This window comes from Pseudomonas sp. NPDC089918 (genome assembly GCF_050280605.1).
Taxonomy (GTDB): domain Bacteria; phylum Pseudomonadota; class Gammaproteobacteria; order Pseudomonadales; family Pseudomonadaceae; genus Aquipseudomonas.
This window is the reverse complement of sequence record NZ_JBNNVP010000005.1, coordinates 63,726-90,055: the sequence shown is the minus strand read 5'-3', so window position 1 is coordinate 90,055 and position 26,330 is coordinate 63,726. Positions and strand designations below refer to the sequence as shown.

The following is a 26,330-nucleotide window of genomic DNA, read 5'->3' as shown; positions in this document are numbered from 1 at the left end:
GTCAGTTCCTCAGCAGTTGTTTGAGCGGTACATCGACGTCGGCCAGAGCGTCCACCGAGAGAGGGTTATGGTGAGCGATCAGCCGTTCGCACAGCTTGATGTCCTTGGCGATGCTATTCCCCTGCCCCCAGCCGCAAGCACCTTGCAGACGTTGCTCGGCATCGAGGTAGAACAACAGGAAACCGCCACCGGGGGTTGTCCGGCTCGCCGTGGGTTGTGTGTTTGCGATCACGCCCACGGTCTGCAGTCCCCAGTCGTATTGATCGGACCAAAAACCGGGAATGACCTCGAAGGGCAACTCGCCGCCCAACAGATTCAGGGCGGCGTGACGACCTTGGGTCTCGGCGTTGCGCCAGGTTTCCTGACGCTGGAAAACGCCTTGCGGGTGCAGACGAAACTCACAGACATCGCCCGCCGCAAAGATGTCCGGCGCACTGGAGCGCAGTTGGGCATCGACGCGAATGCCCTGGCCGACCTCAAGTCCTGCGGCCGTGGCCAGCTCGGTGTTGGGTTGCATGCCGATGCCCACCACCACCAGGTCGCAGGGCAGCAACTCGCCGTCGACCAGTTGCACGGACTCAACATGAGTAGTGCCCTGCACCGCCTCAATCGCCACATTCAGCCGGACATCCACTCCCTGACTGCGATGCAGGTCCAGCAGGACACTGGACAGTTGCTCCGGCAACACCCGTCCCGCCAAACGCGGTCCGGCCTCGAGCAAGGTCACGGTGCAACCCAAGGCCCGGGCGGTGGCGGCGACTTCGAGTCCGATGAAGCCGCCACCGATGATCACCACCCGGGCGTCAGGTTGCAACGAAGCGCGCAATGCCAGCGCCTCGTCATGGGTTCGCAGATAAAGCACATTGAGCAGGTGCTCGGGCACCGAGGCGAGTCTGCGCGACCGCCCTCCCGTCGCCAATAACAGCCGGGCGTAATGCAGCCAGCTGCCGTCGGCCAATTGCAGACGATGCTGCTGCGGATCCAGGCATTTCACCGGGTTACCCGCCAGGTGTTCGATGCCCAGTTCGGCGAGCTGAGTGGTATCGCACAGACTGTAACCCGCCAGATCGACCGTGCCCTGCAACAGCCCCTTGGACAGCGGCGGACGTTCATAGGGCGTGTGGGACTCGTCGCCTATCAGAATCAGGCGACCGCTATAACCTTCGTCGCGCAGGGTCAGGGCCGCACGGCCACCCGCATGCCCGGCGCCAACGATGACCAGTGGAGCATTGGCAGGATTCATGGCACAGACTCCGTGCAGTTAAACCGTGATGGCGAGCAGCACACGCCCCGCCTCGACCCGGACTTCATAGGTCTTGAGATTGACGCACACCGGTGCGCCAAGGGCTTTGCCGGAGCGGTAGTCGAAACGCCCGTTGTGCTTGGGGCACTCGACGACATGGTCCATCACCAAACCATCAGCCAAGTGGATGGACTCGTGGGTGCACAGGCCCGCGGTGGCGAAAAACTCGCTGTTAGCGGAGCGGTAGACGGCATAGGTGTGCTGGCCATGGTCGAAACGAATGACATCTTCATCGTCGATATCGTCCACGGCACATACATCGATCCATTGATCGGTCATGGCGTTTTCTCTTGTAGTGGTACACACAGGAAGGTGTCAGGCCGGCGTTACTTCAGGTTCTGCCTGGACGTTGGCGGCCGGCGCTGCGCGTTGTGGCAAAGGACGAGAGACGAAATACGTCGGGTCTTTGCGCTGCTTCCAGATAGTCGGGAGGATTTCCTTGAAGGCCTCGAACAGGCTGGTGTAAGGCGGCGGGCAGTCACGGCGGATCTCCTCGTGAAGTTGTGCCAGCGCGTGAAACGGCACCATCGGATACATGTGATGCTCAAGGTGATAGTTCATGTTGAGGTACATGAAGCGCAGCACCGGGCCCATACAAATCGTGCGGCAGTTGCTGCGATGATCGAGTACGTCCTCAGCCAGGCCGACATGCTGCGACAGGCCGAACAGGTAGGACAGCCAACCGCCATAGAGGGTCGGCAGGCCGATAAACATCAGCGGCAACCAGCTCTGCAGATAAAGCGCAGTGCCCACGGTGAGCGCATAAATCGCTAGCCAGACGCGTGCGTCCCTCACCACCTTGGGCCACTCGGATTCGGGGATGAACGTCTGCTCTTCTTCACCCATCCGCCCTACCGCGTGCTTGCAGACTGACCACATCGTGTTCAACGCGTAAGGCATTCTGAACAGGCTCAGCACCATATTGATCAGGCTTGGCGGACGTGGTTCGACGATCTCCGGATCGCGGCCGACGATCACGGTGTCGGTGTGGTGCCGTGCATGACTCCAGCGCCAGACTTGGGGTTCGAACATGAACATGAAGCTCGACAGCTGATAGACCGCATCATTCATCCAGCGGGTCTTGAACGCCGTACCGTGACCCGCTTCGTGCCAACGGGCATTGGACGCCGTGCCGTAAAGCAGCCCGTAGACGAAGAAGAACGGAACGCAGGCCCAGGAGCCCCAGAACCAGTAACCGCCGAACCCGGTGACGACCATCGCCGATAGCCAGATTGCGGTATCCAGCAAGGCCGGGCCATCGCGGCGCTGCATCAATTCCTTCATGCGTTTACGAGAAATGGGGGATTGGTACCAGCTTGCCGATACCAGGCCTTTTTGCGCCGCTCGGGCGGCTTCGGGGCCGGTCAATCGATAATCCCGAGGCTTGGGTTTACCGGGGTTTTCAAAGGCTGCGTTTTGTTCAGGCATTTTATTGTTCTCCGCAAGCTTGATTGTTTTAGGCACTTTTCGACGCGGGATCACATCGCTGGGGAAAATATAGAGAGCGCAGAAATCACCCTCAAGCCCTTGAATACATTCCCTATCAAGCTATCATCCAGGCCCATTGAAGCTTGATAGTTTTCTATCAAAGCGTTTGCGGGACCTGCCATGAACAACACTAAACGCCCAACCATCGCCACCGTTGCCGAACACGCTGGCTTGAGTGTCGCCACCGTCGACCGGGTGCTCAACGCCAGGGCTCCGGTCAACCCGGACACCGCCGAGCAGGTATTCCAGGCCGCCGAAGCCGTCGGTTATTTCGCTGCCAGGCTGATCGGCCAGCGGATCCGCGAACGGCGTCCCACCTATCGTTTCGGCATCCTGCTGCTCGGTACCGCCCAGGCGTTCTATGGCAATGTTGCCGCCGCCATCACCGAGGCGGCGCAGCGTCAGGCTGGGGCCAACCTGAGCATTCAATTCGAGTACGTCTTCGATCGCACGCCCAGCGCGATCATTGCCCAGATCGAACAACTGGCGGTGCAGTGCGATGGTCTGGCGGTGGTCAGCTTCGCGCATCCGCTGATCAATGCCGCCATCGCGCAGATCAGAGAGGCCGGCGTGCCGGTGATCGCGATGCTGTCGGACATTCATGAGGCGGCGGATGAGCCTTATGTCGGCCAGGATAATCACGAGGTCGGACGCACCATGGGTTGGCTGATGGCGCACACGTGCGGCGCCCGTAAAGGCAGCGTCGGGGTGTTGCTCGGCGGCCACCGTTTTCTTGGCCATCAGGCGCGGGTCGAGGGGCTGCGCAGCTACCTGGCGGAGCGCGCCCCAGGGTTGCGGCTGCTGGAAGCGGTGATCAATCTGGACAATTGCGACATCACCGAAGAGGCGACGCTGGACCTGCTGGCACGGCATGACGACTTGCGGGGGTTGTGCGTGGTCGGCGGTGGCGGCGACGGGGTCATCAATGCCCTGTCGCAGCTACCGAAGCAGCCGTCGCTGTGCTGCATTCTGCAAGAGTCGACCGAGCTGTCGCGACAAGCGCTGGATCAGGGATTGATCAGCCTGGTGATCGACTCTCAGCCGCGATTGCTGGCGGCAGCACTGGTCGACTTGCTGGTCGAGCTGCAGACCACGCCGGACTTCGATCCGATACGGCATCGAATCCATATTCCGTTGCAGATCGTGACCTCAGAGAACGCTCGAGGCTGAACCTGTGAGGGGTACCGAGAATATCCACACACTTTCGCAGGCACACCAAACCTGTGGCGAGGGAGCTTGCTACCGCAGGGCTGCGTAGCGGCCCCAAAACCGATCACTGAGTTCTTTCTGAAAAACTGCGGCAGCCCTATTGGGGCCGCTGCGCAGCCCTGCGGGAGCAAGCTCCCTCGCCACAAGGTCGCTCTTCATTCAGCCTACTCATCAGAAGTCGGGTTCCGAACGGAAAGCATCGGCACTCAGCCCGAACCGATTCATCTTGTTGTACAACCCGCCGCGAGAAACATTCAGCTGCCTCGCGGCCAGGCGGATGTTGCCGCGGGTATCCTTGAGGGCGGCGATGATCGCATTCATTTCATGGGTGCCAAGGTCCAGGGCAGCCAGGGGTTCGGGCACACTTCCCGGCACCGGCTGACGTAGCCTTTGCTTGATTTCAAGCGGTAGATCAGCTGGCTGGATCAGTTCGGTCACCGCCAGATTGGTCGCACGTTCAATGGTGTTTTCCAACTCACGAACATTACCCGGCCAGCTATAGGCCGAAAGAATATCCAACGCCTCTGGCGAGATGCCCTGCACCGATTTGCGCAGCGACCGGGCACAACGATTGAGAAAATGCCGCGCCAGCAATGGAACATCTTCCCGACGCATCCGCAGCGGCGGAACCGTCAGGTTCAGCACATTGAGCCGGTAGTAAAGATCCTCACGGAAGGCGCCATCGGCAACCGCCTGGCTCAGGTTGCGGTGGGTGGCGGCGATGATGCGTACATCCACCTGCTGCGATTTTTTCGCGCCCACGCGAGTCACCTCGCCTTCTTGCAAGACGCGCAGCAGGCTGACCTGGGCATCGAAAGACATGTCACCGATTTCGTCGAGGAAGATCGTTCCGCCATCGGCCAGTTCGAACTTCCCGGCAGAGCCTCCACGGGCCGATCCGGTGAAGGCACCCTCGACATGACCAAACAGTTCGCTCTGCACCAGATCTCGCGGAATGGCCCCGCAATTGACGGCCACAAACGGACCGTTGCAACGCTCGCTGGCGTTATGGATCGCCTGGGCGAACAGCTCCTTGCCAGTACCGCTTTCACCCAGGATCAGCGTGGTCGAGTCACTGCGACTGGCAATCCGCCCCAGGTGCAACGCGTCCTGTATGGCTCGCGAACTGCCCTGAATGGTCTCGAAGGTGTAGCTGGCTTGAGTGCCGATGATCCGCCGGGTAATTTCCCGGATGCGCCGGTTCTCGCGCAACGAAACAATGCGCCCGCCTTGCTCCAGTGGGCACACCGAGACCAGGCACGCCAAGTGGCTGCGATCATGCAATTCAAACGTGCAATCCAGGTCCCTTATCCCTTCATACTGCTGCCCTTCCCCGCCGCGCAGCAAAATCTCATCGGTCAGCTCGCTCTGGCCCAGACGCTGGAACGGGCTGCCCAGCAGATCCCGGCCCACGCGGAACAATTGGCGGGCATAGCGGTTGAGCGCCTTGATGCAGCCCCGCTCATCCAGCACCACAAGACCCTCGTTGAGCACTTCGAGGACGGTTTGTTGTTCTTCCAGCAGAGCTTGAAGCGCCATCTGCCGCGAGACCGCTTCGGCCGCTGCCTGGACGGTGCCCAGCGTATGGAAATGAAACCAGCCCGGCTCGGCGGTCAAGGTCAGCATGGCCAGCGTCCTGCCTTGCGCATCCCTGATCGGCGCGGCAGCACAATGCATGCGCCGGCGACGCAGGCCGATCCCGAAGTTCTCCTCGGCCAGCACATACACCAAGCGATCTTCGGCAATCGCCAGCCCGGTGCAGTTGGTGCCCTGCACCGACTCCAGCAGCCGACTGCCCACAGGCGTGAGGTCCAGGCCGCAGAAATACAGGGTCGTGCCTGTGGCATCGGTCAGATTGATATGGCCCCTGGGGTTGTAAGCCAACAATCCCTTCATGACCTCCGCCGCTGCTGCGATCAAGGCGCGATTGGCCGCCAGCGTTGCGGCCAGCACGGCTGGGGCGACAAACCGGTATTCGCCATCCTCAGGATCGAGGCCGGCACTGACGCTGCGCAGCCAGGAGTCCCAGATAACCTGCCTGACCCCGGCCGGTCGATCGGTGCGGCCGTTCAAACAAGCCAGCCAAGCCTGGTCCAACTCGGCGATCGGTCCTTCGTTCAACGATGCAGGCCCGAGCGCGGTGATGTAATCGAGGTCCTGCGCGCTGAAGGCTGTTAGCTGTGGGTTCACCATCATCGGTCCGCTTCTATGTTCACGTTTTAGACATGTCAGTGTAGACATGTCATGCGAATGAACACATCTTTCAAAAAATATTAATTAACTACTTAAATATCAAGCGCTTAGATATTGGCACAGCCCTTGCTCTCTTGATTAACGCCAGCGAGGACATTCCTGCTGCGAGTCATTGAACAACAATAAAAGGGAGTCATTTCATGAGTACGTCCAAGATCATCCGCCTGGGTCTCATCGGTGCTGGCCGCATGGGCAGCTTTCACGGCCTGACTGCCGCCAGACACATTCCCGGCGCCTGCCTGGCCGCCATCGCCGACCCTACCCCCGGTCAAGCCGCCCGTCTGGCTGCAGAGTTGGGTGTGCAACGGGTCTATACCGATCCACAACAACTGCTCGATGACCCGGAAATAGACGCTGTCTTGATTGCCGCCCCCGCCCGCAGCCATGCCGAACTGGTGATCAGTGCGGCCCGGGCCGGCAAAGGTGTGTTTTGTGAAAAACCCATGGCCATCACCCTCGACGAGGCCGACCGCGCCATCGCCGCAGCCGCCGATGCGCGAGTACCACTGCAGGTCGGCTTCAACCGCCGCTTTGCCAAAAGCTTCCGCGCGGCTCACCTGGACGTGGTCGCCGGCCGCATCGGTACGCCGCAACTGCTGCGCTCGCTGACCCGCGACCCGGCGCTGAACAACCCGGCTGCCTCGCCGCAGTGGGTGATTTTCCTCGAAACCCTGATCCATGACTTCGATACCCTGCGCTACCTCAATCCCGGTGCCGAAGCGGTTGAGGTTTTTGTCATGGCCGATGCCCTGATCGCACCGGACTACAAGGCCAAGGGTTTCCTCGACACCGCCGTGGTCACGATCCGTTTCGACAACGGCGCCATCGCGACGGCCGAGGCCAATTTTCAGGCCGTGTATGGCTACGATGTTCGAGGAGAAGTGTTCGGCAGCGCTGGCATGCTGACCATGGGCAGCGTCAGTGAGTCTGACCTGGTTCGTTATCTGGCCAATGGCATCCAGACAGACACCCAGCGCCTGGACACCGACCTGCTGCGTGATGCCTACGTGGCCGAGCTCAATCACTTTGTCGACTGCCTGCGCACCGGCGATAAACCCCTCGCCAGCGGTGAAGATGCCCGGGCGGCACTGGCCATTGCCCGCGCGTGTATCGAGTCCTTCCAGCAGGGCAAACCTGTGCGCGTGCAAGGAGCCCATTCATGAGTTTCACACCGTTCAAACTGGCGATCAGTGCCGAGATGGTCTTCCTTGATCTGCCATTCACAGAGCGCGTTAAACGCATTCACGCGCTGGGGTTCAGCGCCGAACTCTGGGACTGGACGAAGAAAGACATTGCGGCCCTTGTCGCCACGGGCGCTGACTTCACCTCGATGACCGGCTACATCTCGGGCAACCTGACCGACCCCGAAGACATCCAGCATCTGCTCGATAGCGCACGAGAATCGCTGGCCGTCGCCGCACAACTGAATTGCCCGAGTCTCAACCTGCATGGCACTGGCCTGGGCGACCAAGGTTTGCCGGTCAAACCCGTGGCCCACACCACCGGACGCATGTGGCTGAGCGCCTGCAAGACCCTGGAAAAAATCGCTCGCCTGGGCGAAGACGCAGGCCGGGTATTCTTGCTGGAAAACCTCAATACCGAGGTGGACCACCCCGGCACTCCCTTCGCTCGCGCCGACGATACCCTGGCGCTGATCGAGGCCGTGGGCAGCCCTCATCTGAAGATGAACCTGGATCTTTACCATGCCCAGATCGGCGAAGGAAACCTGATCGAACTGATCCAGCGTGCCGGCAGCGCCATCGGGGAAATCCAGGTCGCCGATGTCCCCGGCCGCATGGAGCCGGGCACCGGCGAAATCCATTATCCGGCCATTGCCAAAGCCTTGTTCCGCATGGGATACACCGGTGTCGTCGGGCTTGAGGGCTGGGCCAGCGGCGACAGCGAAGCGGCACTTGAACGCTTTCGGCTAGCTTTCACGCTGGATTGAGGACGCTGGCGCTCTCGACGGGTTTGATTCAGAGAGCGCCAGCCCCCACGTTTTTGATCTTGATGAATTTCAACTCATAACAAAAAAGGAAAAGCCATCATGCGTCGCTGCACACTTCTTTTTGCCACGCTGTTATTCCTCTTCAGCCAATGGGCCGCCGCCAGCTATCGCATCGGCGTCAGCATTGCCAGGGTTGACGACAATTTCATGACCTATGTGCGCAGCGGCCTGGAAGATGCCGCCAGGAAGGAGAACATCCAGATCCAGTTCGAGGATGCCCAGGGCGATGTGGTTCGCCAGCTCAATCAGATTCAGGGCTTTCTCGGCCAGAAAGTGGATGCCGTCATCGTCCTGCCCGTGGACACCGCCGCCACCGCCAACATGACTCGCGCCGCCGTCGAAGCGAAAATACCGCTGGTCTACGTCAACCGCCATCCGGACGAACGCGTCCTGCCCAAAGGCGTGGTCACGGTGGCGTCCAACGACGTTGAGGCCGGGCAACTGCAAATGCGCTACCTGGCTGACAAGATGGCGGGCAAAGGCAACATTGCGATCATCATGGGCGACCTGGCGCAAAACTCCACGCACGACCGCACCGAAGGCGTCAAACAGGTGCTCAAGGACTATCCCGGGATCAAGATCGTCGAACAACAAAGTGCCGAGTGGCAGCGCAACAAAGGGATGGACCTGACCAGCAACTGGCTCCTGGCCGGCACCGGTTTTGATGCCATCGTGGCCAACAACGACGAGATGGCCATCGGCGCCGCCATGGCACTGCAGCAAGCCGGCAAAGCCAAGGGCGAGATTGCAATTGTCGGCATCGACGGCCTGCCTGACGGTCTGGCGGCCATCAAGCGCGGAATGCTCGTAGCCTCGGTCTTTCAAGACCCCAAAGCGCAAGCGACCAGCGCGCTGCAAGCGGCCATCAAGATGATCAAAGGGGAGCCGGTCGAGACGGATGTCTGGGTGCCCTTTCAACTGATCACGCCGGAGCAGGTAGCGGTTTTTGAGCAGCATTATAAATAGCGTCAAACGGCAGAATTTGAAGATGGCCGCGGGGAATCTCAACCTCAGCGTATTACCTTCCAGGCGAGGCAGGTAAACGACTGATGCCTGATGTCCGCTTTGGGTCCGCTTTGGGTCCGATTTCGGTCAGTCGCAACAGGCAGAAATCGGCCAGAAACGGACACCCACAAGCCTCCGACTTTCTCCTAGCGATTGCAGATTTTCCTAGCTACGCTTGCCAGCAAGGGAATGGCGTAAGTACGGCCTCTCCTTAATTGTCAGGCCAGGGAGCCAACATCTATGGATAGCATGCAGAGCGTTTATCCATCAGCCACCGTTCTGGTGGTCGACGACACCCCCGACAACCTGATGTTGATAGCCGAGTTACTCAAGGACAGCTATCGGGTCAAGGCAGCCAACAGCGGCGAGAAAGCGTTGCGTCTTCTCCAGAGCGACCCACTTCCCGACCTGATCCTGCTGGACATCATGATGCCGGGCCTGTCCGGCTACGAGGTTGCCGGGCAGCTCCAGCTTGACCCCCGCACTCGCCATATTCCGATCATTTTCCTGACCTCCATGGCTGCCACAGAGGACGAGATTCGCGGCTTGAGCCTGGGCGCCGCGGACTACATCACCAAACCGATCATCCCCCCGGTGCTCATGGCCAGGGTCGCGACCCAGATCAAGATCAAGGCGGCTGCGGATTTCCTGCGTGACAAGAACGAATTCCTGGAGCAGGAGGTGCAGCGCCGCACCCGCGAAGTGATTGCCATCCAGGACGTCACCATCCACGCCATGGCATCGCTGGCCGAAACCCGCGACAACGAAACCGGCAACCACATTCGCCGTACTCAGCACTACATCAAACTGCTGGCCGAGCTACTGCGCGAGCATCCTCGCTTCCGCCACTTCCTCGACGAGGAAACCATCAAGCTGCTGTTCAAGTCGGCACCGCTGCACGATATCGGCAAGATCGGCATTCCCGATCGCATCCTGCTCAAGCCGGGACGTCTCACTCCGGAAGAGTTCGAGATCATGAAGACCCACACGACGTTGGGGCGCGATGCCATCCAACACGCCGAGGATCAGTTAGGGATAGGCGTCGACTTCCTTCATCTGGCCAAGGAAATCGCCTATGGCCACCAGGAAAAATGGGATGGCAGTGGCTATCCGCAAGGGGTGGCCACCGACGACATCCCCATCAGCGCCCGTTTGATGGCCGTGGCGGATGTCTACGATGCGCTGATCAGCCGCCGCGTGTACAAACCCGGTATGCCCCATGAGCAGGCGGTGGAAATTATGCGCGAAGGCCGGGGTTCGCATTTCGACCCAGACATCTGCGATACCTTTCTGGCCAATGCCGAACGGTTCCGGGAAATTGCCGAGCGGTTCGCCGACAGCGATCAGGACATGGCCAAGCAGTTAGCCTCGCTGGAGAAGATCGCTGAGCAGCCCTGAGTCCTTGCATCCTTGTGCACACCCAGCTGAATGAGGCGGTATATGAACAGACTGTTCGAGCTGCTCGAGCGCCTGTCCCTGCGCAGTAAATTGATCATCGGCTTCTCTGCGTTGCTGGTACTGATCCTGGTGCTGGGCGTGCAAAGCCTGCGCACCCAGTATTCACTCCGGTACGAAATGCAGCAGTTGTACCAACAGGATTTGGTCGGTATCCAGCATGTGCAGGAGATTCGGGTGCGGCTGCCGCATCTGTTGCTGGCACTGCAACGCGCCGTCGCTACCAGCAACGCGGACATCCGCATCAGCGCCAGAGCGCAGATGGACGTCGCCCAGGAGCGTCTGCACGAGGCCCTGGAGCAGGTTCGCCCAACGCTGCGGCGACCGAGCAGCCTCAACAGCTTGCTGGAGTTTGAGGTGGTCTTGCAGCGCCTGCAGAAAAATGGCGATGAAGCGCTGGAACTGGCTGGCAAGGGCTCCCTGGGTCAGGCGCTTATGTTACTCAACAGTAAGGAATTTCTCGCGCGGGAGCAGGAAAGCGAAGAGCTGCTTCTGCAGATAGAGAAAAACAAGGAAGCCGACATCCACGATACGGCGAAGAATCTGGCCGAGTATGCGCAGCACAGCAGCACGATCACTTATGTGTTGCTGCTGGGCGGATCGACGCTGGCCTTGCTGTTGACCTGGCTGGTCAGTCACTCCATCCGCGTGCCGCTGAATCGCGTACGCGCGGCGGTTGACGAGCTGGCATCCGGCAAACTGGACGGTCAGATCCCTCACACCGACCTTCGCAACGAAACCGGCGACCTGGCGCGCGCCATCGCTACGTTGCAACTGGAGGCTTGTCAACTTGAGCGCCAGCGCTGGGTCAAAACCCACGCCTCGCTCCTGCAAGTGGATCTGCAACAGGCAGAGACGCCGCAACAGTTGGCCCAGGTTTTTTTTGGCCGCATCGCGCCACAGCTGGGCATGTGCCAAGGGGCGCTGTACGTGCTTTATGAAGGCGCACCACGCCTGCAATTGTTGGGTGGTTATGCGGTGGACAGTGAGCGGCCACTGCGCGCTGAACTCGAGCTCGGTGAAGGGCTACTTGGCCAGTGTGCGCTGGATCGCCAACCCCGCCAGCTCAAGGATCTGCCCGAGCAGTTCTGGCGTGTGCGCACACAGTTGGGCGAAGCCCCCGCCAGCCATCTGCTGGTTCAGCCCGTACTGCGTGGCGAGCGTCTGCTGGGGGTTATGGAAATGGCCGGCTTTCGCTCCCTGGAAGAGAACGAGGCGTTGCTGCTGCAGGAAGTGCTACCAAGGTTGGCCGGTGCCATGGCCATTATGGAACGCAGCGAGGCGGCCCAGGCGCTGCTGCAGGAAACTCGCCGCCAGGCTGACGAGATGGGTGCCCAAACCTTGCAACTGGAATGCCAGGCCAGGGAACTGGAGGCCCAGCAGGCAGCACTGCGCGCCACCGAGGCCTGGTACCGCGGCATTATCGAGGCGGCACCAGACGGTATGCTGGTGCTGGGGGCCGACGGCCGCATCCTGATGACCAATCCGCAAATGGACACGCTGTTTGGCTATGAACAGGGCGAACTGATCGGTGCCAGCATCGAGCGCCTGGTGCCGCAGGCTGCCCGCGAGCGGCACGTCAAGTTACGCGACGGGTTCATTGCCAGCGGCGGCACCCGGCAGATGGGCGGCGACCTGGATGATCTGAGCGGCGTGCGCAAGGACGGCAGCCTGTTCTCCGTGGAAATTGGCCTGTCCCATCTGCCCCGCCTGGAGGGCCGTGGCGTCTGCGTTTGTGCCTCGGTGCGCGACGTGAGCGAGCGCAGGGCGATGGAGGCCAAGCTGCGTATTGCCAGCGATCGCCTGAACCTGGCGCAGGAGGCCGGCGACATCGGTTTGTTCGACGTTGATCTGATCAGCGGCAAAAACTATTGGACGCCACAGCTCGAAACGCTGTTCGGGCTTGAGCCTGGCGAATTCGGTGGCACTCTGGAGCACTGGAAGGCGCTGGTGCATCCGGATGACATGGCGCGTGCCAGTAGCACGTTCGAGCGCGCAATCCAAAGTGATGATGATCGCGCCGAGTTCGACTTTCGCATCGTGCGGCAAAACGATGGGCGGGTGCGCACATTCAAATCGCTCACCCGCTTCTCACGTACACCTGACGGCAAGCCCTTGCGCGCAACCGGCATCAACATCGACGTGACTGCACTGGCAGAGGCGAGGGCGGCGGCCGAGGACGCGACCCAGGCCAAGAGCGAGTTCCTCGCCAACATGAGCCACGAGATCCGCACGCCCATGAACGCCATCATCGGCATGAGCCACTTGGCACTGCGTACCGATCTGGATAGTCGCCAGCGCAACTACATTGAAAAGGTGCACCGCTCGGCGGAGAACCTGCTGGGGATCATCAACGACATCCTCGATTTTTCCAAGATCGAGGCCGGCAGGATGAGCCTCGAACAGACCCCCTTCCGCCTGGAGGACGTACTCGACAGCTTCGCCGCCATGATTGGCCTGAAAACCGAGGACAAGGGCCTGGAATTGTTGTTCCAGACCCCGCCCGATCTACCCACTGCACTACTCGGAGACCCCCTGCGCCTGGGGCAAGTGCTGATCAACTTGGGTAATAACGCTGCGAAGTTCACCGAACGTGGCGAAATTGTGGTTGGTATGGAAGAAGTTGGCGTGCAGGACGACCGCGTGCAACTGCATTTCTGGGTGCGCGACACGGGCATCGGCATGACCGTCGAGCAGTGTTCGCGCATGTTTCAGTCGTTTAGTCAGGCCGACAGCTCGACCACGCGCAAATACGGCGGCACTGGGCTGGGTTTGTCCATCTCGAAGAAGTTGGTGGAGCTGATGGACGGCCACATTTGGGTTGAGAGCGAGCCGGGAGTCGGCTCCACGTTCCATTTCCAGGTGCGCCTCGGCGTTCAGCAAGGCGTTCAGCCGCGTCGTATGTTCAAGGCCGATGAACTGCTGGGTATGCGGGTGCTGGTCGTGGACGACAACGCCAGTGCCCGTGAAATCCTCTCGGGCATGGCGCGCAGCTTTGGCCTGGAAGTGGATGTCGCGCATAACGGTAGTCTGGCGCTGCGCATGTTGGCCGACGCCGAGCATAAGGCGCTGCCCTACGATCTGGTGCTGATGGATTGGCGGATGCCCGGCATGGATGGCGTGGAAACCGTGAGCAGAATGCATTCCGCCAGCCTGATGCATACGCCGTCGGTCATTATGGTCACCGCTTTCGGTCGCGAAGAGGCACGCGAGGAAGCCGAGCGCCAAGGCATCCAGTTACCGGTGGTGCTGACCAAGCCAGTAACACCGTCCTCTTTGCTCGAAGCCATCGGCGTGGTGCTGGGCAAAGGCCCGCAGAGCGATACTCGGGCCGGCGAACGCTCCCAACAGAATGCCAGCACCTTAGCCAGCCTGAATGGAGCCCGGCTGCTGCTGGTAGAAGATAACGAGCTGAATCAGGAACTGGCCTGCGAGCTGCTGGAGAGTGTCGGAATACGGCTGAAACTGGCCAGGCACGGCCAAGAGGCCCTGGACATCCTGGCTGAGGATGGCAACTTCGACGGCGTGTTGATGGATTGCCAGATGCCAGTGATGGACGGTTACACCGCCACCCAGCGGATTCGCCAGCAGCCGCGCTTTAACGCGTTACCGGTGATCGCCATGACTGCCAACGCCATGGACGGTGACCGCGAGCGAGCCCTGAGCAGTGGCATGAACGACCATATATCCAAGCCACTCGATGTCGATGACATGTTCGCCACACTGGCAAAATGGATCAGGCCACAGCCCGCTGCCCAGGCAGCACCATCATCGCCAAATGCAGGCCTGCCGGATGGGTTGCCGGATCGTCTTGCGGACATTGATATGGTTGCCGGCCTAGCCACCTGCATGGGCCGGCGAGAACTCTATCTTCGCCTGCTCTGCAAGTTTCGCGACTCTCAGACAGGCTTTGCCGAGCATTTCCAGGCGGCACTGGCTGACCCGGATGCTGGCGCGGCCAGACGAGTGGCTCACAGCCTGCGTGGCACGGCCGGCAACATCGGCGCCAAAACCGTGGCGCAGGCTGCCGCTGTGCTGGAACAGGCCTGCCAGAACGGCGAGCCCACTACGGTGATGCAAGAGCTGGCGACGGAGGTCGAGAGTTGCCTGCTGCCGACCTTGGCGGCCCTGGCTGACCTGACCGCAAACGCCCCTGCATCGATGAGCGATGGCCTGCAGAATGGCCCCAAGTTGAGCGAGCAACTGAACAGGCTCAAAGGTCTTTTGGCCGAAAGTGACACGGCGGCCATGGAAGCGCTTACCGAACTGCGCAATCTGTCACTCGATCGCGCCTTGGCCAAACGCCTGGTTCTGGTCGCGGAGCAGGTGGAACTGTTCGACTTTGATCGTGCCCTGGAACTGTTGCAGGACGGGTGAGCCACACGGTGGTGTCCGTTCTCGGCGTCTTCGCACCGTACATGCGACCTACTCCTCAAAGCGCCCCGTGGCGTCACGATCGCGCTCGTATCGTCGCGTCAGCGGAAACGGCGGCAACCAGGATTCGCGACGCACGATCCAGCTTTCGTAGGTAGGTGTCAGTTGGTCAGGGGTATCCAGGGATCCCAGGCTCACTTCGATTTCGTCGCCGGTGCGGGCGAAAACGGAGGAGCCGCAGCGAGGACAGAAAAACCGCCCGGCGTAGTCGCGTGTTTCACCCTCGATCGTCACCGCGTCCTGAGGGAATATCGCACAGGCGTGAAACAGAGCCCCATGATGTTTGCGGCAATCGAGACAGTGGCAAAGGCCGACCCGGTATGGGTGTCCCGACGCCTCGATTCGGACGTTGCCGCACAGGCAACCGCCGGTGAATCGGTCCATGCTGCGTCCCCTCTGATCAAGCGACGGTTGTGACTTTGCAAACTGTGAAAATAGTAGCGAAGCCACGGCCATGGGTCGACTAATCTGAGTAGAGCACCAGCACAAACACGCCTCTAACCTCAGGGGAAACGGGATGACCGGAAAAACAGCGCGCCAGTGTTCGTCATGGGTCCTGCCCTCCCTGCTCGCGATCAGCCTGGCGCTGATGGCGGGATGTGCAGGCAAAGCTTCCACGGCAAGCTATTCAGCCTCAAATACAGGCTCAAATACAGGCTCAAACTGCTACGCAAAAGCGATACCCACTGCCGGCGAGGGCGGCCTGGCTTGGGGCGATACCTTGAGCATCGCTCGCAAAAAATCCATGGATAATTGCATTCGCTATGCCGGCCGATCCGGGGGTACGCCCAATACCTGCCAGGTGGTGTTGTCGGAGTGCAAAAATTAATAGAGCGTCATCGAAACGGTCCATTCTGTTCGCGGTCAATCGTCTGAACAAACACCCGTCGGTCATGACCGACGGCACTGAATAACACGCCAATTCTGGAGAACCAAGATGATCAGCAAGAACACGATCTGTCTCTGGTACGACGGCACCGCGCTGGATGCCGCGACGTTCTACGCCGAGACGTTCCCGGACAGCGCCGTGGGCGCTGTCCTTCGCGCGCCAGGCGACTATCCGGCGGGTAAACAGGGCGATGTCTTGACGGTGGAGTTCACGGTGATGGGTATCCCTTGTCTCGGGCTGAACGGCGGGCCAGAGATCAAGCACAACGAGGCTTTCTCGTTCCAGGTTGCGACCGACGACCAGGCCGAAACCGACCGCTTGTGGAACGCGATCGTCGGAAACGGCGGCCAGGAAAATGTATGCGGCTGGTGCAAGGACAAGTGGGGACTGTCGTGGCAGATCACTCCACGCGTGCTGACTGCCGCGATAGCCAATCCTGATCGAGCGGCGGCCAAGCGTGCGTTCGACGCCATGATGGGGATGGGCAAGATCGATATCGCTGCGATTGAAGCGGCTTTGAAAGGTTAACCAGCGCTGCGGCCCTGCCATACTGTTTAACATGACCCGTGCAACCTTCCGCTTCTACGAGGAGCTCAACGATTTCCTGCCGGCCGACCGGCGGCGGCAGTCCTTCACCTGCGAGTGCGCACGCGGGGCGACGGTCAAGCACATGATCGAAGCGCTCGGAATTCCGCACACCGAGGTCGAGCTGGTGCTGCTCAACGGCGAGTCGGTGGGCCTGGAGCGGGTGATTTTCGACAATGACCGGCTGGCGGTGTATCCCAAATTCGAAGCGCTGGACATCAGCCCGCTGCTTAAGGTTCGTGCGCAACCTTTACGGGTGCTGCGCTTTATCGCTGATGCGCACCTTGGCGGGCTGGCCAACCTGCTGCGCATGAGCGGCTTCGACACCCTCTACGACAATGGCTTCGAGGACGGCGAGATCGCCGAGATCGCAGCGCAGCAAGGACGCATCGTGCTAACCCGCGACCGCGAACTGCTCAAGCGGCGGATCATCAGCCACGGCTGTTACGTGCATGCCCTGAAACCGTCGCTGCAGCTGCGCGAATTGTACGAGCGCCTCGACCTGGCGCGTACTGCGCGGCCATTCAGCCTGTGCCTGCATTGCAATCTGCCGCTGCACGAGATCAGCCCGGAAGTGGCCCGGTTGCAGGTGCCGCCCCGCGTTGGCGCCCTCTATTCGCACTTCCTGCGCTGCGACGCCTGCCAACGGGTTTACTGGGAGGGTTCGCACTGGCGCAGCATGTGCGCACTGCTGGCACCTCTGCTGGGCCGATAGCCGAGCGCATCGGGACGGCTGCCAGGGAAACTGGCTTTTGCGGGGTCTTGGAGCCTATGCAAACCCGAGGAACGACAGGATAACCACGACGATCACAACTACCCCGACGATGTAGATGATGTTGTTCATGAAATCCACCTCTCAACCTGGACAGGACTGCGTTAGAAAGACAAGACACTGCACCTTTGCCGGGAATACACATCGGCCGCGCTGCACACTATTTTTGCGAGCGACGATTTGAGTACAGCCAGACTGCCCTGGCTTACCGTTACCGGGCGGGATTGACGCGTGTGCCGTGCGCCAATCCCGCCCTTCCTAGTTCTGACCCCCCGACAACGGTGGGGTTCGCGGCGGAATCAATCGCTTCGTCCCCGTCGACTCAAACGCCGAAGCCAAGCGCAGTAGCGTCGAATCGTCATAGGCCCGACCGGCGAAGGTCAGCCCGACGGGCATGCCGATGTCCGGCATGATTCCCATCGGCACCGTGACCGTGGGAACACCCAGGTGGCGGATGGCGAGATTGCCGTTGGCGACCCAGACACCGTTACTCCACGCGATGTCCGCAGACTTCGGATCGACATCGGCATTCGCCGGCCCAACGTCGGCCACCGTCGGGAAGATCACTGCGTCGAGCCCCAACCGATCCATCCAGTCCTCAAGATCGATTCGGCGCGTCTGCTCAAGGCCGCGTAGCCCGTCCGGCACCGTGGGAATCTTGTCCCAAGGGGTGATGCCGCGCTCTGCCATCCGCACATACTCGTCCATGCCAGCGGCAAGGTCGCCCTCACGGTTGGGCAGCGTTCCCGGGTCGTGCGGGAAAATCAGCGGCCCGTTCACATCGACCAGGCGATTGAGTTCTGGATCGCCGTTGGCCCGCAGAAAATCGTCGAACGCCCAGGCCGTCAGATCCCACAACTCATGGTGAAGGAACTCTTTGGAAACCAGGCCCCGGTTAAACACCGTTGGCGCACCGGGACGATCACCCTCGCAATTGGAAACCAGCGGGAAATCGACCTCGATCACTTCGGCCCCAAAGGCTTCGAGTGCCTTGCGTGCCTCCTCCCAGAGCCCGATCACGGAAGGACGGGTGTTGATTCGCTGCCCCGTCGGACCACCGATACCCGGCGCATCGCTCGTGCCGGCATCGGGATCCGCGTTGATGTACATACGAGGAACGCCGAAGCGTTTGCCAGCGAGGGCATCGGTATTGGCGGCAAGCGCCCCATAGGAAGCGGGACGCACCGAGGCGACACTTGGAATAGGCACCCAGGGTTGCATCCGCCACAGATCGCCTCGTGTATCGGGATCGTCCGCCACCACCACGTCGAGCACTTCGAGCAGGTCGGCCATGGTTCTGGCAAACGGCACGACAACGTCCATGGTCGGCGTCAACGGCCAGTTCCCGCGCACCGAGATCACTCCGCGCGAAGGCGTATAGGCACACAAACCATTGTTCGACGCCGGGCCACGTCCGCTCGACCAGGTTTCTTCGGCGAGGCCGAATGCCGCGAAGCTGGCGGCGGTTGCAGTACCGGCGCCGTTCGATGAGCCCGAGGCGAAGGGTGCGGTGAGATAGCCAGCGTTGTACGGGCTCTCAGCCCGGCCATACACCCCGCGCTGCATGCCGCCGTTGGCCATGGGCGGCATATTGGTCTTGCCCAGGCAAATTGCGCCAGCGGCACGAAGCCGTTCGATGGTGAACGCATCGCGATAAGCAATCAGGTTCGCGAACGCGGGACTTCCAGAAGCGGCGGTAAGCCCCTTCACCAGATAACTGTCTTTAGCCGTATAGGGAATGCCATCGAGCGGCCCCAGCGATTCGCCCTTGGCCCGACGGGCATCGGACGCCTGCGCTTCCTTGAGCGCATCGGGGTTGCGAACCACCACTGCGTTGAGGGCGGTGGGCGTGTCGGGGCCGTCGTAGGCATCGATCCTGGCGAGATAGGCCTGGACCAGTTCAACCGCCGTCGTCTGGCCCGATTCGAGCGCAGCACGCAGTTGGGCAATGGAAACCTCGGTGACCTCGATCATGCTATTACCGCCGGCGGCTGATGGGTTACTTGATCTTGGGCTCAAAGACATCACTTATCTCAAAATGGTTTTTCATATGGGTTCTCGTTGCACTGCATTAGCGCGGTCGATTACTCACAATACGGGCTTAACATCTTTCTTTCAGGGCGCTTGGTGCAGGATCTGCGATCAATACGCGGTAGTACGTCGTACCCGTGATTTTGCACAAGATTTGAGAAAGAGCCCACCCCATGAACAGCCCGGATCGCTACGCATCCTGAAGCCGCTCACGCAGAAACTCGATAAACCGCTGGGTTTTAGCTGGCAACAGCCGCGTCTCGGTGAGGGCGTAAACCGAGACGGGTGAAGCCTGCCACTGCGGCAAGACTCTGCGCAGTGTGCCATCGGCGAGGTCTTGCGCAACGATACCTTCCCCCAATAACGCGATACCCAGATCCAGCGTCGCCAGACGTCGAATCATTCCCACGCTGTTGAGTTCGAATCGACCGCCAACCTCAACCTCCACCTCCCCTTCACTGCCGGAGAGTATCCAGCGGTCGGCGCGCGTGCCGCGCATACGCAGGCATTCGTGGCTGGTCAGGTCCGTGGGTTGAATCGGATCACCGTGCAGTTCGAGATAACGGGGTGAGGCATACAGGCCGCGGCGCAAACTGGCGAGCTTACGGGCGATCAGATTCGAACTCGCGGGCTCGCCCATGCGGATGACCACATCAACCGGCTCACTCACCAGATCGACCTGACGCGGAGTCAGATCAAGCTCGAAGCTGATACCGGGATACAACCGGGCAAACTCCGCAATCAGCGGCGCCAGGTAGATATTGGCGAAATCCACCGGGAGCGAAGCCCGCAGCACTCCGCTGGGTCGGGCAAGCATTTCGCCGAGCTGCTCGTGCGCGAGCCGGGCTTCGTCGACGATGCGTTTGCAGCGATCGAAGTACAACTGCCCTGCCTCGGTCAGCTCGATTTTGCGCGTGGTGCGATGCAAAAGCCTTAGCCCGATTTCCTTTTCAAGGCCACTTATCCGACGCGACAGCGTCGAGTTCGGCATCCCCATCGCCTCCGCCGCCCGGCGGAAACTCCGCGCCTTCACGACCTCGACGAACAACGCCATGTCGTTGAGAAACTCCAATGTCATTGCTCCATCAGTGGATCAGTCATTTCAGTTTTACCCGGTTTATCCCGGATTCGGATTGATCAATGATAGCCACATCGTTTACCGAGGAGTACCGCAATGCATTCGCTTTTTTCTCAGGTCCAGATCGGTCGCCATACACTGACCAACCGCATGGTCATGGCCCCGATGACCCGTTCGCGTTCCGATGATTTCGGGGTACCTACCGAGCTGGTGCCGACCTACTACGCGCAGCGCGCCGGTGCCGGATTGATCATCTCTGAAGGGGTGTTCCCTGTGGCCTTGGGCAAGGGTTATGTGCGCACTCCCGGTATCGAAACCGCCGAGCAAGTGGCCGCCTGGAAGCAGGTTTCCGATGCCGTACATGCTCGCGGCGGACGGATCTTCATGCAATTGATGCACTGCGGACGCATTTCGCACCCTTCGCTGTTGCCTGGCGGCGCCCTGCCACAGGCCCCCTCCGCGATCAAACCCGCCGGCCAGACCTGGACAGCCACGAGCCTTCAGGACTTCGTCACCCCACATGCGCTGACCGTGGTCGAGATTGCCGCGGTCATCGAGGGCTACCGTCAGGCCGCACGCCTGGCCATCGAGGCCGGTTTCGACGGTGTCGAGCTGCATGCCGCTTCGGGGTATCTGCCTGAACAGTTTCTCTCGACGAGCAGCAATCAGCGCACGGATGAGTACGGTGGATCGGTTGAAAACCGTGCTCGTTTTGTACTGGAGGTGTTGAACGCCATGGCGACGGAAATTGGCAGTGATCGCGTCGGCATCAAGCTCTCCCCTGAAATGAACTTCAACGACATCGTCGATGCCAACCCGCAAGAAACCTACACCTGGCTGGTCGAGCAATTGCGCGGGCTGAATCTCGCTTATCTGCACGTGGCCCTGTTCGGCGCCAGCGTCGACTACCACGCCTTGCTGCGCCCACTGTTCGATGGCAGCTACCTGATCGGTGGCAGACTCGACCAAAACGCCGCCCAGTCCCTGCTCGCCAAGGGCCAGGCCGACGCGGTGGTGTTTGGCAACGCATTCCTCGCCAACCCCGACCTGCCCGAGCGTTTTCGCACAGGCGCCGAGCTGAATGTGCCGGACAAAGACACGTTCTACGCACCGGGCGCTCAGGGGTATATCGATTACCCGACCATGAGCCCGGCTCAAAGCGCCTGAGGAAACTGCCATTCCCATGCATGCCCCAACCTTGCTGCCAGGAGAATCATCATGACGTACGAAAAATTCAGTGCCGACAATGCCGCCCTGCTGTTGATCGATCACCAGGTGGGGACGATGGGGTGGGTGAAATCCATTCCGTTCGAAGAGCTGAAACGCAATGCGCTGATGCTCGCCAAAGCGGCCAGTATTCTGAAGCTTCCGGTGGTCCTGACCTCCAGCATGGAGGAATACGCTCAGGGGCCGCTGCTCAGTGAACTGGAGCAGATCCTGCCCGCCGAATTCGCTTCCCGCGTCAAACGACTGGGTATCGTCAACGCGATGGACGATGAACACTTCGCCGCCGCCGTCAAAGCCACGGGCCGTAAAAAACTCATCATTGCCGGTGTCACCAATGACGTCTGCACGGTCTATCCGGCGCTGAGTCTGGTGCGCGAGGGGTATGAAGTTCAGGTGGTGGCCGATGGCGGCGGCTCACCGAGTGTCATGGCCGATGACATCGCCCTGCGGCGGATGGATAAAGGCGGCGTGACGCTGACGACCACCAACCAGCTGATTGCAGAACTCGCCGGAAGCTGGGCTACGCCGCAAGGTGGGCAGTTGGTGCAAGTGCTGATGGAAGCGCTTCAAGGCTAGAAACATCCAGGCCATCAAACGCAGAACCTGTGGGAGCGGGCTTGCTCGCGAAAGCGGTGTGCCAGGCAACATTAATGTCGGCTGACACTGCCTCTTCGCGAGCAAGCCCGCTCCCACAGGGATGTGCGTTTGATTGACTGTTGCCGTCTACATCTCAACCTGCGTGCCCAGTTCTATCACGCGATTGAGCGGCAACTTGAAGTATTTGAGGTTGCTGTTGGCGTTCTTCAGCAAGAACGCGAACAGGCTTTCGCGCCAACGGGCCATGCCGATACGTTTGGTCGGGATCACAGTCTCACGGCTGAGGAAATACGTGGTGCGCATCGGGCTGAAATCCAGCTCTTTCAAATGGCACAGGCTCAACGCCAGAGGCACGTCGGGCTCCTCGATAAAACCAAAGTGCAGACTCACTCGAAAGAACCCTTCACCATAAGCCTCGACCTCGAATCGCCGGTCCGCCGCCACGCGTGGGCTGTCTTCAGACACCACGGTGAGCAACACCACCTGCTCGTGCAGCACCTGGTTATGCAACAGGTTGTGCAAGAGGGCATGAGGGACCGCATCCGCCCTGGCCGTCAGAAATACCGCGGTACCCTGCACACGATGGGGTGGTTGCGAGCCAATGCTGCTGATGAACAACGGCAGCGGCAGCGAGGTTTCGTCCAGTCGCTCGACAATGATCTTTCGGCCCCGTTTCCAGGTGGTCATCAATATGAACAGGGCAATACCGGCGATCACCGGGAACGCACCGCCCTGGAAGATCTTCGGCGCATTGGCGGCGAAGTACAGGCTGTCCACTATGAGAAAACCCAGGAGCATCGGAATAGCCAGCCAACGAGGTGTTTTCCAAAGCAGCAATACAACAGCCGAGGACAGAATGGTGGTAATCAGCATGGTCCCCGTCACCGCCACACCATAAGCCGCCGCCAGTGCACTGGACGATTCAAAACCGATGACCAGCAACACGACGCCGACCATCAGCGCCCAGTTCACCATGCCGATGTAAATCTGCCCCTGCTCCTGACTGGAGGTGTGCTGGATAAACATCCGCGGCACGTAACCCAGCTGAATGGCCTGGCGAGTCAGTGAGAACGCGCCGGAAATCACCGCCTGGGAGGCGATGATGGTGGCCAGTGTCGAGAGCGCGACCATCGGCAGCAACGCCCAGTCAGGTGCCAATAGATAGAACGGATTACGTACCGCTTCAGGGTTCCCGAGGATCAGCGCACCCTGGCCAAAATAGTTGAGTACCAGGCCGGGGAGCACCAGGATGAACCAGGCTCGGGCAATGGGTTTGCGACCAAAATGGCCCATATCGGCATACAGTGCTTCGGCACCGGTCAATGCCAACACGACGGCGCCCAGAATGGCGACGCCAATGCCCGGATGGACCACGAAAAATTGCACCGCCCACGCAGGGTTCAGCGCTTGCAGAACTTCCGGCCGTTGCAAGATGCCGTAAATGCCAAGTGTGCCCAACACCACAAACCACAGCACCATGACCGGGCCGAACAGGATGCCGATACGAGCCGTGCCGTGTTTCTGTATCAGGAACAGTGCGACCAGGACGACCACGGACAGCGGAACCACCCAATGCTCAATGCCATCGAACGCAAGCTGTAGCCCTTCAACCGCAGAGAGCACCGAGATGGCCGGGGTGATCATGCTGTCGCCGTAAAAAAGTGCCGCGCCAAACAGGCCAAGCAACACCAGGACCCTGCTCATTTTGGGATACGGCGCCGCGGCCCGACGTGCCAGTGCCGTCAAGGCCATGATGCCCCCTTCGCCCTGGTTGTCGGCACGAAGGATAAACAGCACGTACTTGATCGAGACGACCCAGATCAGTGACCAGAAGATCAACGACAGAACGCCCAGTACACCGTCGTGATTGGCCTGGACTCCGTAATGACCGGCGAACACTTCCTTGAGGGTGTAAAGAGGGCTGGTGCCGATATCCCCATAAACCACGCCCACCGCGGCGACGAGCAAACCCACTCCCGAGGTTTTGGAATGGGATTCTTCATGGGCCGGGGTCGCTGTTTCGCTCACGGGTTGCTTCTCGATAAGGAGGAAGGATTGCAATGTCAGTCAGTTTAGAGAGATCCGTGTGGGAGCGGCGGTGCGACGATTCGACTTGCTCGCGAATGTCGCCTGACACACCGCTTTCGCGAGCAAGCCCGCTCCCACAGGTTTCGCACTTAACTGACTGGAATCAGGAAAAATTACAGGCATATTCATGATCAAAAAAACGCGGCAAGTATCGTCGCGAGGGAGAATATCGACCGTAAAGAATCCGTAAAATTGTACGAATAGCACCCTCCCCCAATGCTCATCAAGCGGTTCACTCCTATTTTGCCGTCCCGCCACGAGGTTTATAGAACAGGAATTTCCGGGTCTCAGCCGTCTTGGTGTATTTCTTCGCCCAGGCGGGCTTCACCGTTCTGTCGTGGAAATACAAGGCACCATGGGTTCGATCCGTGAGTTGCTTGTTGAGTGCCTTGCGCGCGATTTCCTTGGCGAGGGCATATTCGTCGTCTTCCTTTACCTGATCTGCACGGCCGTCGCACCACCATGAAAACTGGCAGGAGCCCGTTTCAGAGCCTTGCTTGACCACGGCGCACACCGTATCGGGAAACCCACCATGGCCGAGCCGGTTCATAACCACGCTGGCGACGGCTTCCATGTTGGCAGGTGCAATACCTTTGGCTTCCCAATAGATACTGCGTGCAAAGCAGGTGATTGCATCGTCCAGAGGGGCTGCGCCTGCCGGATCGACCGCCTGCACTTCGGAGGGGGTGATGACCTCGGACTTGGGCACCGGAAGTTCGCTGTCCTTCTCGGCGGCTTTCTCTTCCAGGACCTGCGCCTTGTCTTCAGCCACTTCCTGTTTTTGCTCCTGCTCAGTCGCCAACACCTGGCCGCACAGAAGGATGATTGCGAAGCAGGTGACTACCCATTTTAATCGCATGATCGATCCTTCCGATGACACTGGCTTGAGCAATGAAACTGCGATGTTGTAGTGCTGACCTGCTGTGATTGTAGTCGTCGCACGTCATTCCAGCCGTCTGACAATAAACGCACTTCGGCGCAAAAAGGCATTGCGTGCGCAGGGGGGAAATCGCGCATCATGAGTGCAGTCCGTCCAAGGGAGATTTTCATGCGCAGCCTGTCATCCGTTTTGCATCTCGCCGTGTTGTCATTCGGGCTGGTGTTCAGCGTCGCCGCGTCGGCGGCCGATGAAACGCAACTGGTCGAGTCGATCAACATTTACCGCAGCCAGGCGCAGCGCTGCGGCGGCCAGGCGTCTTCGGAGTTGCCACCACTGGCGAGCGATCCGCGTCTGGTCCTGTCCGCCAACAGCATCGGCGACTTGCAACAGGCACTGGCCCGCGCGGCGTATCCGATGGTCAATGTCCAGGCGATCAGCCTGTCCGGCCCGCGTGATGCGCCGTCCGCCATGAAGGCGATTCAGGAGAGCTTCTGCCAAGTGGTGCTGGACCCGCAATTCGTCGACATCGGCGTCAGCCGCGATGGCCGTGAGTGGCGCATTGTGCTGGCGCGTCCGCTGTTGACCGGGCGATTGGGTGACTGGCAGGCGGAGGGACAGAAACTGCTTGAAGCGATGAACAGCGCCCGCGCTCAGACGCGCCAGTGCGGCACCCAAGCCTTTACCGCCACGACGCCGCTGGCCTGGAACGCCACACTGGGCTCCGCGGCCGAGACCCACAGCCGGGCCATGGCCAACAATAACTATTTTGATCACAAGGACCGCGACGGCCGCACACCGGGTGATCGGGCTGAATTGGCGGGTTATGCGGGCCAGCAGGTCGGCGAGAACATCGCCGCCGGGCAAGACACCGTGCGCAAAGTGGTCGATGGCTGGCTGGCCAGCCCGGGCCATTGCGCCAACCTGATGAACCCGCAATTTCGTGAACTGGGTGCGGCCTATGCGGTGGACCCGAAGAGTGACGCAGGCATTTACTGGACGGCGATGTTTGGTACGCCGTGAAGGCTTGA

General features: G+C 60.3%; 21 protein-coding genes. 12 read left to right on the top strand and 9 right to left on the bottom strand.

Annotated features, from left to right (window positions below):
- Position 1: 1 nt before the first annotated feature.
- The 3 genes from ACQKPC_RS05590 to ACQKPC_RS05580 are packed head-to-tail and all read right to left on the bottom strand — an operon-like array spanning position 2 to position 2,731.
- On the bottom strand, positions 2-1,243 hold the full coding sequence (locus ACQKPC_RS05590) for an NAD(P)/FAD-dependent oxidoreductase (protein WP_427623499.1): 1,242 nt from the start codon (positions 1,241-1,243) through the stop codon (positions 2-4).
- 18 nt (positions 1,244-1,261) lie between these two features.
- The gene (locus tag ACQKPC_RS05585) at positions 1,262-1,582 is read right to left on the bottom strand and encodes a MocE family 2Fe-2S type ferredoxin (protein ID WP_007904516.1); all 321 of its coding nucleotides are present in this window, start codon (positions 1,580-1,582) and stop codon (positions 1,262-1,264) included.
- Between the two features lie 36 nt (positions 1,583-1,618).
- Positions 1,619-2,731, bottom strand: coding sequence for a fatty acid desaturase family protein (locus ACQKPC_RS05580; protein WP_427623498.1), 1,113 nt, complete (start codon positions 2,729-2,731; stop codon positions 1,619-1,621).
- 180 nt (positions 2,732-2,911) lie between these two features.
- On the opposite strand from ACQKPC_RS05580, the gene ACQKPC_RS05575 reads away from it, so the two are divergent.
- The gene (locus ACQKPC_RS05575; protein ID WP_427623497.1) at positions 2,912-3,961 is read left to right on the top strand and encodes a LacI family DNA-binding transcriptional regulator; all 1,050 of its coding nucleotides are present in this window, start codon (positions 2,912-2,914) and stop codon (positions 3,959-3,961) included.
- A 210-nt stretch (positions 3,962-4,171) separates the two neighbouring features.
- Here the strand turns inward: ACQKPC_RS05575 and ACQKPC_RS05570 are convergent, their stop codons facing one another.
- On the bottom strand, positions 4,172-6,193 hold the full coding sequence (locus tag ACQKPC_RS05570) for a sigma-54 interaction domain-containing protein (protein WP_427623623.1): 2,022 nt from the start codon (positions 6,191-6,193) through the stop codon (positions 4,172-4,174).
- A 200-nt stretch (positions 6,194-6,393) separates the two neighbouring features.
- Here ACQKPC_RS05570 and ACQKPC_RS05565 point away from each other — a divergent pair, with 200 nt between their 5' ends.
- The 5 genes from ACQKPC_RS05565 (at position 6,394) to ACQKPC_RS05545 (ending at position 15,098) form a co-directional block, all read left to right on the top strand.
- Positions 6,394-7,416 carry a Gfo/Idh/MocA family oxidoreductase gene (locus tag ACQKPC_RS05565; RefSeq protein ID WP_427623496.1) on the top strand — a complete coding sequence of 341 codons (1,023 nt, stop codon included), beginning with the start codon at positions 6,394-6,396 and terminating at the stop codon, positions 7,414-7,416.
- On the top strand, positions 7,413-8,201 hold the full coding sequence (locus ACQKPC_RS05560) for a TIM barrel protein (RefSeq protein ID WP_427623495.1): 789 nt from the start codon (positions 7,413-7,415) through the stop codon (positions 8,199-8,201). The genes ACQKPC_RS05565 and ACQKPC_RS05560 overlap by 4 nt, the downstream gene beginning before the upstream one ends.
- Before the next feature lie 99 nt (positions 8,202-8,300).
- Positions 8,301-9,227 (top strand): sugar ABC transporter substrate-binding protein, encoded by a 927-nt coding sequence (locus ACQKPC_RS05555; RefSeq protein WP_427623493.1) that lies wholly within the window; start codon positions 8,301-8,303, stop codon positions 9,225-9,227.
- Positions 9,228-9,506: 279 nt separating this feature from the next.
- Positions 9,507-10,664 carry a response regulator gene (locus ACQKPC_RS05550; RefSeq protein WP_427623492.1) on the top strand — a complete coding sequence of 386 codons (1,158 nt, stop codon included), beginning with the start codon at positions 9,507-9,509 and terminating at the stop codon, positions 10,662-10,664.
- Between the two features lie 42 nt (positions 10,665-10,706).
- A complete protein-coding gene (locus ACQKPC_RS05545; protein ID WP_427623491.1) occupies positions 10,707-15,098 on the top strand; it encodes a response regulator in 4,392 nt (1,463 codons plus the stop codon).
- A 48-nt stretch (positions 15,099-15,146) separates the two neighbouring features.
- On the opposite strand, the gene ACQKPC_RS05540 is transcribed toward ACQKPC_RS05545, so the two are convergent.
- Positions 15,147-15,539 carry a GFA family protein gene (locus ACQKPC_RS05540; protein ID WP_063343341.1) on the bottom strand — a complete coding sequence of 131 codons (393 nt, stop codon included), beginning with the start codon at positions 15,537-15,539 and terminating at the stop codon, positions 15,147-15,149.
- Positions 15,540-15,672: 133 nt separating this feature from the next.
- On the opposite strand from ACQKPC_RS05540, the gene ACQKPC_RS05535 reads away from it, so the two are divergent.
- The 3 genes from ACQKPC_RS05535 to ACQKPC_RS05525 all read left to right on the top strand — a co-directional run bounded on the left by ACQKPC_RS05535 (position 15,673) and on the right by ACQKPC_RS05525 (position 17,344).
- On the top strand, positions 15,673-15,984 hold the full coding sequence (locus ACQKPC_RS05535; protein ID WP_427623490.1) for a hypothetical protein: 312 nt from the start codon (positions 15,673-15,675) through the stop codon (positions 15,982-15,984).
- Between the two features lie 108 nt (positions 15,985-16,092).
- Positions 16,093-16,572, top strand: a complete 480-nt coding sequence (locus ACQKPC_RS05530; RefSeq protein WP_427623489.1) for a VOC family protein — start codon at positions 16,093-16,095, stop codon at positions 16,570-16,572.
- Positions 16,573-16,603: 31 nt separating this feature from the next.
- Positions 16,604-17,344, top strand: a complete 741-nt coding sequence (locus tag ACQKPC_RS05525) for a Mut7-C RNAse domain-containing protein (protein WP_192343543.1) — start codon at positions 16,604-16,606, stop codon at positions 17,342-17,344.
- A gap of 315 nt (positions 17,345-17,659) precedes the next feature.
- Here the strand turns inward: ACQKPC_RS05525 and ACQKPC_RS05520 are convergent, their stop codons facing one another.
- A complete protein-coding gene (locus tag ACQKPC_RS05520; RefSeq protein ID WP_427623488.1) occupies positions 17,660-19,375 on the bottom strand; it encodes an amidase in 1,716 nt (571 codons plus the stop codon).
- Between the two features lie 247 nt (positions 19,376-19,622).
- Positions 19,623-20,504, bottom strand: coding sequence for a LysR family transcriptional regulator (locus tag ACQKPC_RS05515; protein ID WP_427623621.1), 882 nt, complete (start codon positions 20,502-20,504; stop codon positions 19,623-19,625).
- A 102-nt stretch (positions 20,505-20,606) separates the two neighbouring features.
- Between ACQKPC_RS05515 and ACQKPC_RS05510 the strand changes: the two genes are divergently transcribed.
- Both ACQKPC_RS05510 and ACQKPC_RS05505 read left to right on the top strand, forming a co-directional pair.
- A complete protein-coding gene (locus ACQKPC_RS05510; RefSeq protein ID WP_427623487.1) occupies positions 20,607-21,677 on the top strand; it encodes an alkene reductase in 1,071 nt (356 codons plus the stop codon).
- A gap of 51 nt (positions 21,678-21,728) precedes the next feature.
- Positions 21,729-22,313: an isochorismatase family protein gene (locus tag ACQKPC_RS05505; RefSeq protein WP_008068209.1), complete on the top strand. Its 585-nt coding sequence runs from the start codon at positions 21,729-21,731 to the stop codon at positions 22,311-22,313.
- Positions 22,314-22,460: 147 nt separating this feature from the next.
- Here ACQKPC_RS05505 and ACQKPC_RS05500 read toward each other — a convergent pair whose 3' ends face one another.
- Positions 22,461-24,362: a potassium transporter Kup gene (locus tag ACQKPC_RS05500; protein ID WP_427623486.1), complete on the bottom strand. Its 1,902-nt coding sequence runs from the start codon at positions 24,360-24,362 to the stop codon at positions 22,461-22,463.
- A gap of 298 nt (positions 24,363-24,660) precedes the next feature.
- Entirely contained in the window at positions 24,661-25,281 is a 621-nt protein-coding gene (locus ACQKPC_RS05495) for a cell wall hydrolase (protein WP_427623485.1), read from the bottom strand.
- A 189-nt stretch (positions 25,282-25,470) separates the two neighbouring features.
- On the opposite strand from ACQKPC_RS05495, the gene ACQKPC_RS05490 reads away from it, so the two are divergent.
- Positions 25,471-26,322 (top strand): CAP domain-containing protein, encoded by an 852-nt coding sequence (locus tag ACQKPC_RS05490; protein WP_427623484.1) that lies wholly within the window; start codon positions 25,471-25,473, stop codon positions 26,320-26,322.
- The last annotated feature ends 8 nt before the right edge of the window (positions 26,323-26,330 follow it).